At 70.7% G+C, this 15407-nt stretch carries 11 protein-coding genes; 5 read left to right on the top strand and 6 right to left on the bottom strand.

Features of this window, described 5'->3' with window-relative positions; translation table 11 throughout:
• Window position 1 precedes the first annotated feature (1 nt).
• On the bottom strand, window positions 2-3634 hold the full coding sequence (locus tag PYR72_RS37275; protein ID WP_275459387.1) for a hypothetical protein: 3633 nt from the start codon (window positions 3632-3634) through the stop codon (window positions 2-4).
• Window positions 3627-5876, bottom strand: a complete 2250-nt coding sequence (locus PYR72_RS37270) for a hypothetical protein (protein WP_275459386.1) — start codon at window positions 5874-5876, stop codon at window positions 3627-3629. Before PYR72_RS37270 ends, PYR72_RS37275 begins: the two co-directional genes overlap by 8 nt.
• 309 nt (window positions 5877-6185) lie before the next feature.
• On the opposite strand from PYR72_RS37270, the gene PYR72_RS37265 reads away from it, so the two are divergent.
• Genes PYR72_RS37265 through tyrS form a run of 3 tightly spaced genes read left to right on the top strand, consistent with a single transcriptional unit; the run spans window position 6186 to window position 10411 of the window.
• On the top strand, window positions 6186-7709 hold the full coding sequence (locus PYR72_RS37265; protein WP_275459385.1) for a TldD/PmbA family protein: 1524 nt from the start codon (window positions 6186-6188) through the stop codon (window positions 7707-7709).
• The gene (locus PYR72_RS37260) at window positions 7706-9100 is read left to right on the top strand and encodes a metallopeptidase TldD-related protein (RefSeq protein WP_275459384.1); all 1395 of its coding nucleotides are present in this window, start codon (window positions 7706-7708) and stop codon (window positions 9098-9100) included. Before PYR72_RS37265 ends, PYR72_RS37260 begins: the two co-directional genes overlap by 4 nt.
• Window positions 9101-9142: 42 nt before the next feature.
• Window positions 9143-10411, top strand: a complete 1269-nt coding sequence (tyrS, locus tag PYR72_RS37255) for a tyrosine--tRNA ligase (RefSeq protein ID WP_275459383.1) — start codon at window positions 9143-9145, stop codon at window positions 10409-10411.
• Window positions 10412-10491: 80 nt separating this feature from the next.
• On the opposite strand, the gene PYR72_RS37250 is transcribed toward tyrS, so the two are convergent.
• Window positions 10492-10773, bottom strand: a complete 282-nt coding sequence (locus PYR72_RS37250; protein ID WP_013004668.1) for a GlsB/YeaQ/YmgE family stress response membrane protein — start codon at window positions 10771-10773, stop codon at window positions 10492-10494.
• A gap of 244 nt (window positions 10774-11017) precedes the next feature.
• Here PYR72_RS37250 and PYR72_RS37245 point away from each other — a divergent pair, with 244 nt between their 5' ends.
• Window positions 11018-11440 carry a DUF3099 domain-containing protein gene (locus tag PYR72_RS37245; protein WP_275459382.1) on the top strand — a complete coding sequence of 141 codons (423 nt, stop codon included), beginning with the start codon at window positions 11018-11020 and terminating at the stop codon, window positions 11438-11440.
• Between the two features lie 208 nt (window positions 11441-11648).
• Window positions 11649-11888, top strand: a complete 240-nt coding sequence (locus tag PYR72_RS37240) for a hypothetical protein (RefSeq protein WP_275459381.1) — start codon at window positions 11649-11651, stop codon at window positions 11886-11888.
• Window positions 11889-11906: 18 nt separating this feature from the next.
• On the opposite strand, the gene moaA is transcribed toward PYR72_RS37240, so the two are convergent.
• The 3 genes from moaA to PYR72_RS37225 all read right to left on the bottom strand — a co-directional run bounded on the left by moaA (window position 11907) and on the right by PYR72_RS37225 (window position 15060).
• Window positions 11907-12896, bottom strand: coding sequence for a GTP 3',8-cyclase MoaA (gene moaA / locus PYR72_RS37235; RefSeq protein ID WP_275459380.1), 990 nt, complete (start codon window positions 12894-12896; stop codon window positions 11907-11909).
• Between the two features lie 185 nt (window positions 12897-13081).
• Window positions 13082-14707, bottom strand: a complete 1626-nt coding sequence (locus PYR72_RS37230) for a cation acetate symporter (RefSeq protein WP_275459379.1) — start codon at window positions 14705-14707, stop codon at window positions 13082-13084.
• Window positions 14704-15060, bottom strand: coding sequence for a DUF485 domain-containing protein (locus PYR72_RS37225; RefSeq protein WP_037728368.1), 357 nt, complete (start codon window positions 15058-15060; stop codon window positions 14704-14706). The genes PYR72_RS37230 and PYR72_RS37225 overlap by 4 nt, the downstream gene beginning before the upstream one ends.
• Window positions 15061-15407: the final 347 nt, after the last annotated feature.

Here is a 15407-nt window from a genome sequence, read left to right as displayed (position 1 = left end):
GTCACCCTCCGGCCGTACGAGCGCGTGCCGCGCGGAAGGTGACGGCGTCCACAGCGTGTCCCCCAGACAGGGAGTCCAGCACCCCGAGCAGGTCGAGACGGCCCAGCCAGAGCCTGGCCTCCTCCAGGGGCCGCTCGATCGCCGCCGCCACGTCGTCCAGGGGCACCCCTTGCCCCTCGTCGACGTACGACGTCCACATGGCGAGGAGTTGCTCGTCGCGCGTGTCGAGTCCGGTCTGTTTCCAGTGCGCGGCAAGGTTTCTCGGTTTGGCGATGGCATGGCGCACGGCGTCCAGTGAGCTGTCCAGGGTCGCGCCGTTGACCGACACCTCGGTGATGGCCAGCTCGACCCAGGGAGCCCATCCGCCGGTCACCCGGATCAGACTCGTTCGCTCGGCCCTCGACACGAACGGACATTCGGGCCAGGCGCGGAGGCTGTCCACGGTCCACCGCTCGGGGTGCAGGAACCGCACCGGCAGTCGCGTCCCCTCGCGTGCCTCGTCCGCCAGTGCGCCCGTCGCGAGCGCGTCGCCCAGCAGGAACACCGAGCGGTTTCCCGTGTGCTTGCGGACAGCGGAGCGCCCCCGGACGTCGGCCGCGGGTCCGGCGTGTTCCGCACACAGGTGCACCGCGGTGGCCAGTTCCTGTTTGCTCAGGCCGGACAGGTCGGCCACGAGGACGTAGTTGCGCCGCAGCCGCGCGGCGTCCCGGAGCGCCACGCGCAGGTCATCGGGTGCCTTGACCTTGCGTACCTCCACCCCGCGCGCCTCGGCGAAGGCCTCGGCCGCCCTGATCATCAAAGGCGGCCGATAGGACTCGGTCACTCCGATGAGGGTCACGCCGGGCTGGGCCGCCTCGTGCAGTTGTCCCTCGGTCAGAGGGCTGTATCGCTGGATACGGTCCTTGGGGTCCCGTCCCAGGAGTCGGCGCGCGGCGCGCGGGTCATAGTCGTAGGGAAGGCTGAACTCCGTCTCCTTGAGCTCCAGTTCCAGTTCCTCGCGGGTCCCCAGCATGTTCACCACGTTGGGGCTGCGCACCGCGAACCGGGACCGGTCGCCGAGTTGGACGAGCAGACCCAGGCCCACCATTTCGGTGAGGTAGATCTCGACACGCTTCACACCCAGGCCGTCAAAGCCCTGCGGCCAGGCATCCCGGGCCAGGTCGAGCAGTTGCTCGGCGGTGTAGTCGCCCCGGTACTTGTCGGCGAGGCTGCGCAGGGCGATCACCAGGGTGAGGACCCGGTAGCGGTCCTCCAGGTTGATGGTGAAGCGCAGCCGCTCCGCCAGACGCCGTCGGACCGTCTCGGAAGCGGCGACGCCCTGGACGTCCTCCTCCGTGATCCGCATGGGCCGCTCGGGCTCCGGGTGCGCGCGCCCCTGGAGGGTCCGAATGAGCTCGCTGCAGAAGATCTGCACCAGATTGGCCTGGTAGTTGGTGATGGCGAGGATCCGCCACACCAGCTCGGGCCGGTCGAAGACGAAGCCCAGGGCGGCCATCGGCTCGGTCACCAGCCTGACCGCGGCGTGCGGCTTGAGCGGTCCCACCAGGACGTCCGGGCCACCGTGGGCGGTGGAGACGTTCGACAGGTCGCCGAAGCGCTGCACCTGGTGGAGGCCGGCGAACACCACTTTCAGGCGCCGGTTGGTCTGTTCCATGAGCTGCTGGAACCGCTTGACGTTCTGGAACGTCGACTCGCCGCCGCTGCGGAAGACACGGCGCGAGTCGGCGGTGAGGAAGGCGTCCGCCTCGTCCGCGAGGATCAGCAGTCGTCGGGACTCGTCCGCGTCCAGCCAGTCACGGATCCGCTTGGCCACCACGTCGGGGCCGCCACGTTCGGACATCTTCGCGTCGAAGACCCCACGCCGCTTGAGCCCTTCGGCCAGCAGCGACCAGATCTGCTCCGGCGGCTCGGCCTGGCCGATCTCGGCCTTGAGCAGGTCGAGGTAGACGGCGACATTGGCCTCCGACCGGCTGGGGAACAGCTCGGCCACCCGCTGGAGCAGTGCGGACTTGCCCAACTGCCGCCCGCCGTAGAGAAAGAGCCCTCCGTTGGGGTCCATGACCTCCCGGAGCTCGTCGTCACGCCCGTAGAAGACCTCCGGCGGTACCAGTCCGGCGACGAAGGGGGTGTACGGGTTGAACGACGTCCACGGCAGGGTGATCCGCTGCAGGGACCGGAACGAGCGGGGAGCCCGGGCCACCATCCAGCCGAAGACGGCCGGGTCGATGACCAGTGCCTGCTGAGCACGTCCGGAGGCCGCCTCGACGAGCGCCTGCCGGCCGGCCAGGCCCAGCGGATGGAGGTACAGCACGATGTTCGCGTCGACATCGGCGTCCTCCAGGTGCGTCAGCGGGCCGCCCGCACGCTGTTCCTCCCACACGAGCAGGATCGTGTACGACGTGGCACGAGATCCGAGGGCCGCGACGTAACCGGCGTCCTCGGCGACGGTCGCGCGGACCTTGAGCCGGCGGATGCCCTGGCCAGGGCGGTCGGAGTGGAGCTGTCCGGCGGGTTCCAGACCCAGCAGGCGCAGTACGCGCGGGATGTGCTGCTGCCATTCGCTGCTGCGGCCCTTCTTGGTGCACAGCGCCTGCCAGGATTCGAGTGCCTGCGCCGCCGCGGCTGTGAGCCGTTCGCCGGAATCGTAGTTGTGGACCCACCACGAGGCATGGACGCCCTCGCCGCCGGGCCGGGGCATGCCGGGGCCTGTGAGCCCCGACACGAACTCGACGAGTTCGGTCGCATCGTGCTCGGGACGATCGGGGAGGCTGTGCCCCCCGATCGCCAGGGCCAGGAACTCCTGGGCGGTGACCGTGTCCCCTTCGTCGATGAGCGCCCGGATGCGGTCGTGGTCGTTCTCCGTCAGAACACGTTCCCGATCGAGGCGCAGGCGCTCCAGGTCCTGCCGCAGGCGCCCGGTCGAGTCCTTGACCAGACCCGCGAGTTCCCGCACCAACCGGGCCAGCTGCTCGCGTGCGTACCGGTAGCGTCCGGCCTCGTCCCCGTCTGCGAACTCCTGGAGCCGGCCGGTCAGGTCGCGTTCGACGTCCGGTGCCATCAGGTTGAGCGTGCGGATCTGGGCAAGGTGTCCGGCGGCCCGGCGGTGGTACTCGGAGGTGCGGTCGCGCCAGCCCTTCTCCGCCTCACGGCAGCGACGGGTCGCCTCATCGGCCCAGTCCTCCGGCAAGGACGCCAGGAGGGACGGGTTGCGCTCGACCCACGCGATCAGCCCTTTGGCGAGGTGCAGGTCTCCGGTTTCCACGTAGGTGCTCAGGGCGGCGTCCGGTGACGCGGGCGCGAGGAGCGCGGCCATCGCCCGCGGGGTGCGCGGGTCGGCGAGGTCGGGTCGTCCGTCGATGTCCCTGGGGAGGTCCGGGGCGAGCAGCAGGCAGTCCGCGGACGGGGCATGGTGGGACGGGGTGCGTTCCGCCGACGCCCAGGTGTCGGCGACGTACTGACCGACGAGCCACTCTCGCAGCAGGCCCAGCGTGGCTCCGCCCACGCCGGGCGGCGGACCGTACGACTCCAGCTGGTTGATGGCGGTGGCCAGTTGAGGCAGGTCGCTCCCGTGGGCGGCGCCACGGCTACGGATCGCTGTGGCCACCGCGTCGGCCTTGGTCAGCAGTTCACTCACGGACCGCACTGCGGCGTGGAGCTGACGCAGTGCACCGGAATGGATGGCCTCCTTCGAACTTCGGCGTGCGGAAGCGGCTGTCGGCCTCCTCGATGAGCCGGTCCACGTACTCCGGTCGCCGCATGTTCTCGCTGAGTACCGCCAGCGGGGCGGCGTCGCCGCCCTGGGACCAGTCGACCACCGCCTTGAGTGCCTTGTGGGGCGCGCCCGACGGGCCGGTCAGGTACTGCAGCACCCGGGAGGCCCGCTGGTACTTGATCTTCCGGCGGGGCAGGTCCTCCAGCAGAGCGCGTGCCTCCTCACCGAGATCGCCCAGGGTGACGGTGTCCCCCGGGCCCGCCAGGTCACCGATGGCGCCGGGGACGAAGGTCCGGCAGTCCCGCACCGCCGTGACCAGCACGGTGAGCAGTTGCTGCCAGGGCTCGGAGAGTCCGGAAGGCGTAGCGAAGTCGCTGATCAGGACATGCGGCCAGCCTGCGGTGAGGCCGGCCCTCAGCGCGGCGACCGTGGCCACGATCGCCGCCTCCCTGTCCTCGGCGACGCGCTCCGGCGTGATGTCGTAGTCGATCTGCACCTGGGTGGCCTCGTCGCTGCCGACACAGCCGAAGGCCGCGGCGGCGAAGGCCAGCGCCTGGGCGCGTGGTTCCGGCTCCTGGGACGCGGCCGTCATCCAGTACGCGTGCGGCAGCTGCCCTGCACCGATCAACCGCGCCACCGGCGAGTCCTGGCCGGTCTCCCAGGGAGCCGCAGGGTCCCAGGCCGCGTGGTCCATGCCGACGGGCCACGGCACGTCCGCGGTCTGCGGGCCGGGCGGGGCGGCGTGCGCAGCCCTCGACAAGGCGTCCTCAGGGGCCGCAGGCGGCTGCGGGGAGGTGTCCTGCGCGGCGGTGTCCGGTGAGGGCGGGACGGCGGGGGCTGCCGCGGCGGGCCCCTGCGGTACGGCCTCCGGCGTGCCCGTGGGCTCCGCGGCCACAGCCGGGCCCGCGTCGGTCGGGCCGGTGGCGGTCAGGCCGGTGTCGGCCTCCTCGGCGACGGTCTCCTCCGCGTAGGTCACGCCGGAGTGGGTCTCCTCGGCGACGGTCGGGCCCGCGTCGGCCTCCCCGGCGTCGATACCGCCCGCATCGGTCTCCCCGGCGACGGCCACCTCGTCCGGACCGAGGACATCGGGCTCCTCCGCGGCGGCTTCATCGCTGGGCGCCTCACCGGATTCAGCGGGCGGAACGCCGTGCCCGTCCAGCGCGGAGACCTGGGAGGGAGCTGCCACAAGGACCGCGTCCGCCGACGTGTCCGGTCTCGTCACCGGGCGGGGTTCGGTCTCCTCATCGGCCGGCTCCGCAACCGAGGCTCCATCCTCACCCCGACCACTCGCCAAGTCGGCGATCTGTACGGCGAGTTGCTCCAGCGCCTGCTCGAGATGCGCGGCGACAGCGGCGTCCGACACGGCGACCAGCGTCTGCAGCTGGGCCTCTCGCCGACGCAGCTCCTCCAGCCGACGCTCGCGCGCCTGCGAGGCCTCGACCTGCAGACGGTCGAACTCGGCCTCCAGTTCCTCATGTCCGGAGTCCGAGCCCCAGGTCCCACCCGCCTCGGCCACACTCCCTGCCAGCAGCGTGCGCTGCCGCTGCCAGTCGGCCACCGCGTCGGCCGTCCACGCCTGCGTCGACAGGTGGCGTCCCTCGCTCAACAGCTGGGCCGTCTCGCGCAGCGCGCACGCCAACTCTGCACCTAGGGTGCGTAGTTGGGCGGCGGAGTCGCGAAGCGCGCGCAACCGACCGTCATCAGGGATTCGGAAGTCCTGTTGCTCCGGCGACGTCATCGTGGCGACTTCCGCTTTCTGGTCGGACTCGGCGGGCGGGGCGGGAACGCTCAGCGCGGGACCGATGTCCCGGGCATCGGGCGGCGGCTCGCTGTCTGCCGCTCCGAAGTACACCTGCGGACGGCGCGTGACGAGAACGGCGGCAGGCAGGGTCTTGAACGCCGGGTTCGACAGTCCGAGCACGACACAGTGCGCGAACTCCGGGTCAAGCACGCTCAGCATCATGACCAGTTGTTCCTCGGACGGCTCGGCCACCACCTCTTCAGGGAAGCCGTACTCCGCCCGCAGCGCCCGGGCCGCGGTGACCAGCGCACACTGTGCGGTGTCGGTCAGCTGGGATTCCCGAGCCCTGGTCAGCCACACTCGCGCCGACTGGGCCTCCTGGCGGGTGACGGGCTGCCCCGCCCCCGCGGTCTTTCCGTGCACACACCTTCGCTGGCGCAGGCACGTGTGTCGCGTCAGTAATCGCCGCATGCGGATGTCGTCCAGGGACAACGACCACGTGCGGAACTCAAGTCCCCACCCCTCCATGCCCAGATATTGCCATGAGCATCTGACAGTCCGTGAGGCAACCGCGCATCAGATATGACCGACGTGCGCCAGAGGGCGCGAGATCACCGGCCGATGGGGAAACGGACGCGGTCATCCGCGGGCGTGGCGCATCATTGCACTTCGGTGCGCCCGCTCCGGCGACGGCGTGCCTGCCCAACGGGGTCGAAGAGGAGGAGGGCCATCGTGCCCCATGAGATTGACGCGACGTTTCTCGCACTGCCGCTGCGCGCCCTCGCCGACGCCGCGCTCGCCCGCGCGCGTGCCCTCGGCGCCGATCACGCGGACTTCCGGTTCGAGCGAGTGCGCAGCGCTTCCTGGCGGCTCAGGGACGCCAAGCCGGCCGGGTCCTCGGACACCACTGACCTGGGGTACGCGGTGCGGGTGGTGCACGGCGGGACCTGGGGGTTCGCCTCCGGGGTGGACCTGACGATGGACGCCGCCGCGAAGGTCGCCTCGCAGGCCGTGGCGATGGCCAAGCTGTCCGCGCAGGTCATCAGGGCGGCCGGGTCCGACGAGCGCGTCGAGCTGGCGGACGAGCCGGTGCACGCGGAGAAGACCTGGATCTCCTCGTACGGGATCGATCCCTTCACCGTCCCCGACGAGGAGAAGACCGCGCTGCTCACGGAGTGGAGCACGCGGCTGCTGGCGGCCGACGGGATCGACCATGTGGACGCCTCGCTGCTCACGGTGCACGAGAACAAGTTCTACGCGGACACCGCCGGGACCGTCACCACCCAGCAGCGCGTCCGGCTGCACCCGTCGCTGACCGCCGTCTCGGTCGACGAGTCCAGCGGCGAGTTCGACTCGATGCGGACCCTGGCACCGCCGGTGGGGCGCGGCTGGGAGTACCTCACGGGCACCGGCTGGGACTGGGACGACGAGCTGGCGCGGATCCCGGAGCTGCTCGCCGAGAAGATGCGGGCGCCGAGCGTGGAGTCGGGCGTGTACGACCTGGTCGTCGACCCCTCCAACCTGTGGCTCACCATCCACGAGTCCATCGGGCACGCCACCGAGCTGGACCGCGCGCTCGGCTACGAGGCCGCGTACGCCGGCACGTCCTTCGCCACGTTCGACAAGCTCAACAGACTCCGGTACGGCTCCGAGCTGATGAACGTCACCGGTGACCGCACCGCCGAGCACGGGCTGGCGACCATCGGGTACGACGACGAGGGCGTGGCGGGCCAGAGCTGGGACCTGGTGAAGGACGGCACCCTCGTCGGGTACCAGCTCGACCGGCGGATCGCGAAGCTGACCGGTCTCGGCCGCTCCAACGGCTGCGCGTACGCCGACTCCCCCGGGCACGTGCCAGTGCAGCGCATGGCCAATGTGTCGCTGCGGCCGGACCCGGCCGGGATGTCCACCGAGGATCTGATCGGCGGGGTCGACCGGGGGATCTACGTCGTCGGGGACCGGTCGTGGTCCATCGACATGCAGCGCTACAACTTCCAGTTCACCGGTCAGCGGTTCTTCAGGATCGAGAACGGGCGGATCACCGGGCAGCTGCGGGACGTCGCCTACCAGGCGACGACCACCGACTTCTGGGGTTCCATGGCGGCCGTGGGCGGCCCGGGGACCTACGTCCTGGGCGGCGCCTTCAACTGCGGGAAGGCCCAGCCGGGCCAGGTCGCCGCCGTGTCGCACGGCTGCCCGTCGGCCCTCTTCAAGGGCGTCAACATTCTGAACACCACGCAGGAGGCCGGCCGATGAGCGCCCGTACGAACAAGCCGCACGAGATCGTCGAGCGGGCGCTGCGGTTGTCGCGGGCCGACGGCTGTGTGGTGATCGCCGACGAGTACTCGACGGCGAACCTGCGCTGGGCCGGCAACGCGCTGACCACGAACGGGGTCACCCGGGGCCGGTCGGTGACCGTGGTCGCCACCGTCGACGGCAAGGAGGGCACCGCCTCGGGAGTGGTGTCGCGGTCCGCCGTCACCGCCGAGGAGCTGGAGCCGCTGGTGCGGGCCGCCGAGGCCGCCGCGCGCGGCGCCGGACCCGCCGAGGACGCCCAGCCGCTGGTCACCGGCGTGGCGCACTCCCCCGACTTCGAGGACGCGCCCGCCGAGACCTCCTCCGCCGTGTTCGCCGACTTCGCGCCGGCGCTCGGGGAGTCGTTCGCCCGCGCGCGGGCCGGCGGCCGCGAGCTGTACGGCTTCGCCAACCACGAGATGGTGTCGAGCTACCTCGGTACGTCCACGGGGCTGCGCCTGCGGCACGACCAGCCGAACGGCACGCTGGAGCTGAACGCCAAGTCCCCGGACCGCCGGCGTTCGGCCTGGGCGGGGCGCTCCACGCGGGACTTCAAGGACGTCGACCCGGCGGCCCTGGACGCGGAGCTGGCCGTGCGGCTGGGCTGGGCCGAGCGGCGGGTTCCGCTGCCGGCCGGCCGGTACGAGACGCTGCTGCCGCCGACGGCGGTGTCCGACCTGCTGATCTACCAGATGTGGTCGGCGTCGGCGCGGGACGCGGCGGAGGGCCGCACGGTGTTCAGCAAGCCCGGCGGCGGTACGCGGATCGGCGAGCGGCTGACCGATCTGCCGCTGACCCTGCGCAGCGACCCGGACGAGCCGGGCCTGGAGTCCGCGCCCTTCGTGCTGGCGCACTCCTCCGGCGGCGACAGCTCGGTGTTCGACAACGGCCTGCCGCTGCGGGGGACCGAGTGGATCAGCCGGGGCGAGATCGCGCATCTGCCGACCACCCGGCACAGCGCGGGCCTGACCGGGCTGCCGGTGGTGCCGACGATCGGCAACCTGATCCTGGACGGCGGCGAGGACCGCTCCCTGGAGGAGATGGTCGCGAGCACCCGGCGCGGGCTGCTGCTGACCTGCCTGTGGTACATCCGGGAGGTCGATCCGGCGACGCTGCTGCTGACCGGGCTGACCCGGGACGGGGTCTACCTCGTGGAGAACGGCGAGGTCACGGGCGAGGTCAACAACTTCCGGTTCAACGAGTCGCCGGTGGACCTGCTCGGCCGGGCCACGGAGGCCGGGCGCACCGAGAAGACCCTGCCGCGCGAGTGGAGCGACTACTTCACCAGGGCGGCGATGCCCGCGCTGCGGGTGCCGGATTTCAATATGAGTTCTGTCAGCCAGGGCGTATAACCTCGTACCTGATTACGACCCACCCGAGGAGACAAGAGAACCGTGACGGACATCGTCGACGAGCTGAAGTGGCGGGGGCTGTTCTCCCTGTCCACCGACGAGGACGCTTTGCGCAAGGCTCTCGCGGACGGTCCCGTCACGTTCTATTGCGGTTTCGACCCGACCGCGCCGTCCCTGCACGTCGGGCATCTGGTGCAGGTGCTCACCGTGCGCCGGCTCCAGCAGGCCGGGCACCGGCCGCTGGCGCTGGTCGGCGGGGCGACGGGCCTGATCGGCGACCCCCGCCCGACGGCGGAGCGCACGCTGAACGACCCGGAGACGGTCGCGGGCTGGGTCGGCAGGCTGCGTGCCCAGATCGAGCCGTTCCTCTCCTTCGAGGGGGAGAACGCGGCCGTCATGGTCAACAACCTCGACTGGACCGAGGGCCTGTCGGCCATCGAGTTCCTGCGGGACATCGGCAAGCACTTCCGCGTCAACAAGATGCTGGCGAAGGACTCGGTCGCCCGTCGGCTGGAGTCCGAACAGGGCATCAGCTACACGGAGTTCAGCTACCAGATCCTCCAGGGCATGGACTTCCTCCAGCTCTACCGCAGGTACGGCTGCACGCTCCAGCAGGGCGGCAGCGACCAGTGGGGCAACCTCACGGCCGGTCTGGACCTGATCCACCGGATGGAGCCGGGGGTGGAGGCACACGCGCTGGCCACACCGCTGATGACCAAGGCGGACGGCACGAAGTTCGGCAAGACCGAGGGCGGTGCCGTCTGGCTCGACCCGGAGATGACGTCGCCGTACGCGTTCTACCAGTTCTGGCTGAACGTGGACGACCGGGACATCAGCGGCTACATGCGGATCCTGTCCTTCAGGTCCCGTGCGGAGCTGGAGGAGCTGGAGCGGCAGACCGAGGAGCGGCCGCAGGCGCGTGCCGCGCAGCGCGCGCTGGCCGAGGAGCTGACGACGCTGGTGCACGGGGCGGAGCAGACGGCCGCCGTGATCGCCGCGTCCCGTGCCCTCTTCGGGCAGGGCGAGCTGGCGGAGCTGGACGAGAGGACGCTGGCCGCGGCCCTGTCCGAGCTGCCGCGTGTGAAGGTGCCCGAGCCGGCGCCGGTCGTGGATCTCCTCGCGGAGGTCGGTCTGGTGCCGAGCAAGTCGGCCGGGCGGCGGACCGTGAAGGAGGGCGGGGCCTACGTGAACAACGTGAAGGTCACCGCGGAGGACGCCGTGCCGGCGGCGGAGGACCTCATTCACGGGCGGTGGCTGGTGCTGCGACGCGGGAAGAAGAACCTGGCCGCGGTCGAGGTGACCGGGGCCTAGACGCCCTCGGGGCGTGGGTGAACCGGCGAGTGCCGCGGCGTTGTGGTTGCTCGCGCCGTTCCCCGCGCCCCGCTCGGGGCTCAGGTCCGGCGTTGTTTCCTCTTGCCCAGGGTCGCCACGTAGGCCATGTCGCCGAAGGCCACGATGACGATGGCGGCGACCAGCTGGAAGATGTGGCGGCTCCAGTCGATGCCGGCCGTCTCCTCGACCCCGAAGCCGCGTGCGATCGCGTTGCCGATGACGGCGCCCAGCATGCCGAAGATCGTCGTCAGCCAGAGCGGGCTGTGCTGCTTGCCCGGGAGGATCGCCTTGGCCAGCAGGCCCAGGATGAATCCCACGATGATCGCCCACAACCAGCCCATGGCTGCCTCCTCGTACGGCTCGACGTGAGCAGTACGCCCAGTGTCGGCCTGCCCGCGATACGCCGCATGTCGGGCCCTGCCGTACGCGCCGTGGCGCAGGGGCTCCGCTCCCCGTCGGAGGCGACCCGGTCTCGTGGGCGGCGCAGACGCGGCGTACCGTGGACCGTGTCCGGACCGCGTTCCGTGGGGCGGCGCGGACGGGCACGGGCCGGGAGCGTCCGAAACAGGCGGGTGGTGGAACGTGATGCGGAAGCAGGGCAACGTCGAGGTCTTCCGGATCACGGGCGCCCGGCAGAGCCTCGCCGACGACGTCCGCGGCCGGCAGCGCCGCTACATCATCTCCATGTCCGTCCGTACGCTCGCGGTGATCGCCGCCGCGGTCCTCTGGAACGTCGAACGGCACGTCGCGGTCGTCGCACTGGTGCTCGGCGGGGTGCTGCCGTACGTCGCCGTGGTGATCGCCAACGCGGGACGGGAGAACGCGCCCTCGCTGCCGTCCACGTTCGTGCACGCCCCGACGCGGCCGATGATCACACCGCCGCGGGAGACGGACGCCGCGCCGGCGGCCGGTTCCGGGGCCGGGGGGCGCTTCGCGGAATCCGTCCCGGAGGACGTCACGACCGACCCGGCGGGCGGCCGGCACGGCGAGTCGCACGAGCGCATCTGAGCGCCAGGGGGCCGGCGGAAGCGGAATCCGGCCACCCGCCAAGCTCAAGAAATGCTCAGATCAATCATGTAGTTCCTGTGCCGGGTGGAGGCCCACCCGTGACATACTTCGTACGCGCTCCGCATCCCCCGTCGGAGCGACAGACCGACGCCGGGCAGCTCCCCCCGTGGCTGCTCGGCGTCGCCTTTTCTGCGGCTAGGGTCGGGGTGTGAACATCCTCGACGCCGCCGGTCCCGATCCGTCCTCCCCCATCTGTTCGGCCAAGGGCTGCCGGGCCGACGCGGTCTGGGTGCTCGCCTGGAACAACCCGAAGCTGCACACGCCGGAGCGCCGCAAGACATGGCTCGCGTGCGACGAGCACCGGGAGCATCTCTCGCAGTTCCTGGGGGTGCGGGGTTTCCTGAAGGACGTCGTCGAGCTGGACGCGTGGGAGGAACCGGCGCCGTGACGCGCCCGGTCCTTCCGGTCAGCCGCCGATGGCCGACATCGGGCGGTCCGGCTGGACGAAGGACGGGTCGTCCAGGCCCGCTCCCGCCTTCTTGCCCCACATCGCCAGGCGCCAGATCCGGGCGATCTCCTCGTCCGGCGCGCCGTCACGCAGCGCCGCCCGCAGGTCCGTCTCCTCGCGGGCGAACAGACAGGTGCGGACCTGGCCGTCGGCGGTCAGGCGGGTGCGGTCGCAGGCCGAGCAGAACGGGCGGGTGACGGAGGCGATGACGCCGACGCGGTGGGGGCCGCCGTCGACCAGCCAGCGTTCCGCGGGGGCCGAGCCGCGTGCGTCCTGGCCCTCGGCGGTGAGGTCGAAGCGGGTGCGCAGGGAGGTCAGGATGTCGCCGGCCGTCACCATGCCGTCGCGCTTCCAGCCGTGCTGGGCGTCCAGGGGCATCTGCTCGATGAAACGCAGCTCGTAGTCGTGCTCGACGGCCCAGGCCAGCAGGTCGGGGGCCTCGTCGTCGTTCAGCCCCGGCATCAGGACCGAGTTGACCTTGACCGGTGTCAGGCCCGCGTCACGGGCGGCCTCCAGACCCTCCAGGACGTCCTTGTGGCGGTCGCGGCGGGTGAGGGTCTTGAAGACGTCGGGGCGCAGGGTGTCCAGGGAGACGTTCACCCGGTCCAGGCCCGCCGCCTTCAGGGCCGTCGCCGTGCGCTTGAGGCCGATGCCGTTGGTGGTCAGGGACATCTGCGGACGGGGGGCGAGACCCGCCACCCGCTCCACGATGCCGACCAGGCCGGGGCGCAGCAGCGGCTCACCGCCGGTGAAGCGGACCTCCGTGATGCCCAGGGTGCGCACGGCTATGTCGATCAGGCGGACGATCTCGTCGTCGGTGAGCAGGTCGGGCTTGGCCAGCCACTGCAGCCCCTCCTCGGGCATGCAGTACGTGCAGCGCAGGTTGCACCGGTCGGTCAGCGAGACCCTCAGGTCGGTGGCCACTCGGCCGTAGGTGTCGATGAGCACGTGGGCCCCCTCCCTCGAAAGCGATCACTGGTGTGCCGACACTTGCGAGCCTACGTGACACCACCGACAACTCGACCGGCCCGATCGCACGAGATGTGGCGCACGATCGCCGTAGATCCCTACGACCGGACACGGCGCGGGGCCGCCGTAGGGTTCTACGACGGCCCCGTGCGCGGTGGGCCGGATCAGTGCGCGCCGGTGCCCGTGAGGGAGCGAACCTCCAGCTCCGCGTACTTGGCCTCGTCGGGCTTCTCCTTGGACAGGACGGTGCCGAGGAAGCCCATGAGGAAGCCGAACGGGATGGAGATGATGCCCGGGTTCTTCAGCGGGAACCAGTGGAAGTCGACGTCCGGGAACATGGCCTTCGGGTCGCCGGAGACGACGGGCGAGAACAGCACCAGGCCGACGGCGACGATCAGACCGCCGTAGATCGACCACAGCGCGCCCTGGGTGGTGAACCTCTTCCAGAAAAGGCTGTAGAGGATCGTCGGGAGGTTGGCGGAGGCCGCGACCGCGAAGGCGAGCGCGACCAGGCCGGCCACGTTCAGGTCGCGGGCGAGGGCGCCCAGGCCGATGGAGACGATGCCGATGAAGACGGTCGCCCAGCGGGCCGCCCGGACCTCCTCGGCGCCGGACGCCTTGCCCTTGCGGATGACGTTGGCGTAGATGTCGTGCGCGAAGGACGACGACGAGGCGAGGGTGAGGCCGGCGACCACGGCGAGGATCGTCGCGAACGCCACCGCCGAGATGGTGGCGAGCAGGATCGCGCCCCAGGCCGAGTCGACGCCGCCGAGGTGCAGGGCGAGCAGCGGGGCGGCCGTGTTGCCCGACGGGTTGGAGGCGATGATCTCGTCCTGGGAGATCAGCGCGGCGGCGCCGAAGCCGAGGGCGATGGTCATCAGGTAGAAGCCGCCGATGATGCCGATGGCCCAGTTCACGGACTTACGGGCGGCCTTGGCGTTGGGCACCGTGTAGAAGCGGATCAGGATGTGCGGCAGACCGGCGGTGCCGAGGACCAGGGCGATGCCGAGGGAGATGAAGTCCAGCTTGGAGGTGCCGGTCGCGCCGTACTGCAGGCCGGGCTCCAGGAAGGCGGCGCCCTTGCCGCTGTTCTCGGCGGCGGTGCCGAGCAGGTCGGAGATGTTGAAGTTGAACTTCAGCAGCACCAGGAAGGTGATCAGGAGCGTGCCGCCGATCAGCAGGACGGCCTTGACCATCTGGACCCAGGTGGTGCCCTTCATGCCGCCGATGGAGACGTAGACGATCATCAGGATGCCGACGAGGGCGACGATGAGGATCTTGCCCGCGTCGGAGGTGATGCCGAGGAGCAGGGAGACGAGGACGCCCGCTCCCGCCATCTGGGCCAGCAGGTAGAAGATCGACACGACGATCGTGGAGGTGCCGGCGGCGGTGCGCACGGGGCGCTGGCGCATGCGGTACGCGAGCACGTCGCCCATGGTGTAGCGGCCGGAGTTCCTGAGCGGCTCGGCGACCAGCAGGAGGGCGACCAGCCAGGCGACCAGGAAGCCGATGGAGTAGAGGAAGCCGTCGTAGCCGAAGAGGGCGATGGCGCCGGCGATGCCGAGGAACGACGCGGCGGACATGTAGTCGCCGGAGACCGCGAGGCCGTTCTGGAAGGCGCTGAACTGGCGTCCGCCCGCGTAGAAGTCGGCGGCGTCCTTGGTCTGGCGGCCGGCCCAGATGGTGATGCCGAGGGTCGCCAGGACGAACAGCGCGAACAGGGTGATGATGAGCGGCCGGTGCTGGCTGGCCTCGTTGGCCGCGAGGAGCGTCTGCTGTGCGGGGCTCATGCGCCGCCCTCCATCCGGGACTTGATGGCCTCGGCCTTGGGGTCGAGCTTCGCGGCGGCGTGCCGCGAGTACCACCAGGCGATGAGGAACGTGGTGACGAACTGGGCGACGCCTAGGACGAAGGCGACGTTGATGTTGCCGAAGAGCTTGGTGCCCATGAAGTCGCCCGCGTAGTTGGAGAGCAGGACGTACAGCAGGTACCAGGCGATGAATCCCACGGTCAGCGGGAAGGCGAACGAGCGGTAGGAGCGGCGCAGTTCGGCGAACTCGGCGCTCTCATGGACCGCGGCGTACTCCTCGGACGAGGGGAGGTGATGCTCGGTCTTCGAGGGGGGCGGTGCGTCGGTTGCCACGGAGTCTCCTCGCGTCTGCGCCGCCGTCGCGACGGCGGACGGTGGCTGCTTCGCCGTCGGGTCGGGGGACGGCTGGGGTACGGACATGGGGTGGGCTCTGTTCCTTGGGTGACGGGATGCACGATCGTGCTCGGGCTCCCTGCACAACGTCACGGCGGCGCGGTGGGACCGGTTCAACCGTGTGTGGTTCTTTCGAAAACCGATGCGGAACCGGTCGGGACGTGCGGTGACTTCGAGGGTTACCCCTCTACTTCGGCCTCCCGCCCGTGAAGTCATTGCTGGCCGGCGACGACCAGGGATAGCTTCGGGCTGCACCACCAACGTCATGTACCTGCCCAGGCACCCGT

The sequence above is a fragment of the Streptomyces sp. VNUA24 genome (assembly GCF_029167005.1).
In the GTDB taxonomy this organism is placed as follows: Bacteria; Actinomycetota; Actinomycetes; order Streptomycetales; family Streptomycetaceae; genus Streptomyces; species Streptomyces scabiei.
Note: the sequence above shows the minus strand (reverse complement) of the source record. Positions and strands in the feature narration are given on the sequence as shown.

Bases quoted from the DNA above. Each gene is read 5' to 3' on its own strand.
- PYR72_RS37260 (WP_275459384.1), top strand. From the start codon at position 7,706: ATGAGCGCCCGTACGAACAAGCCGCACGAGATCGTCGAGCGGGCGCTG.
- PYR72_RS37250 (WP_013004668.1), bottom strand. From the start codon at position 10,773: ATGGGCTGGTTGTGGGCGATCATCGTGGGATTCATCCTGGGCCTGCTG.
- PYR72_RS37245 (WP_275459382.1), top strand. From the start codon at position 11,018: ATGCGGAAGCAGGGCAACGTCGAGGTCTTCCGGATCACGGGCGCCCGG.
- PYR72_RS37230 (WP_275459379.1), bottom strand. From the start codon at position 14,707: ATGAGCCCCGCACAGCAGACGCTCCTCGCGGCCAACGAGGCCAGCCAG.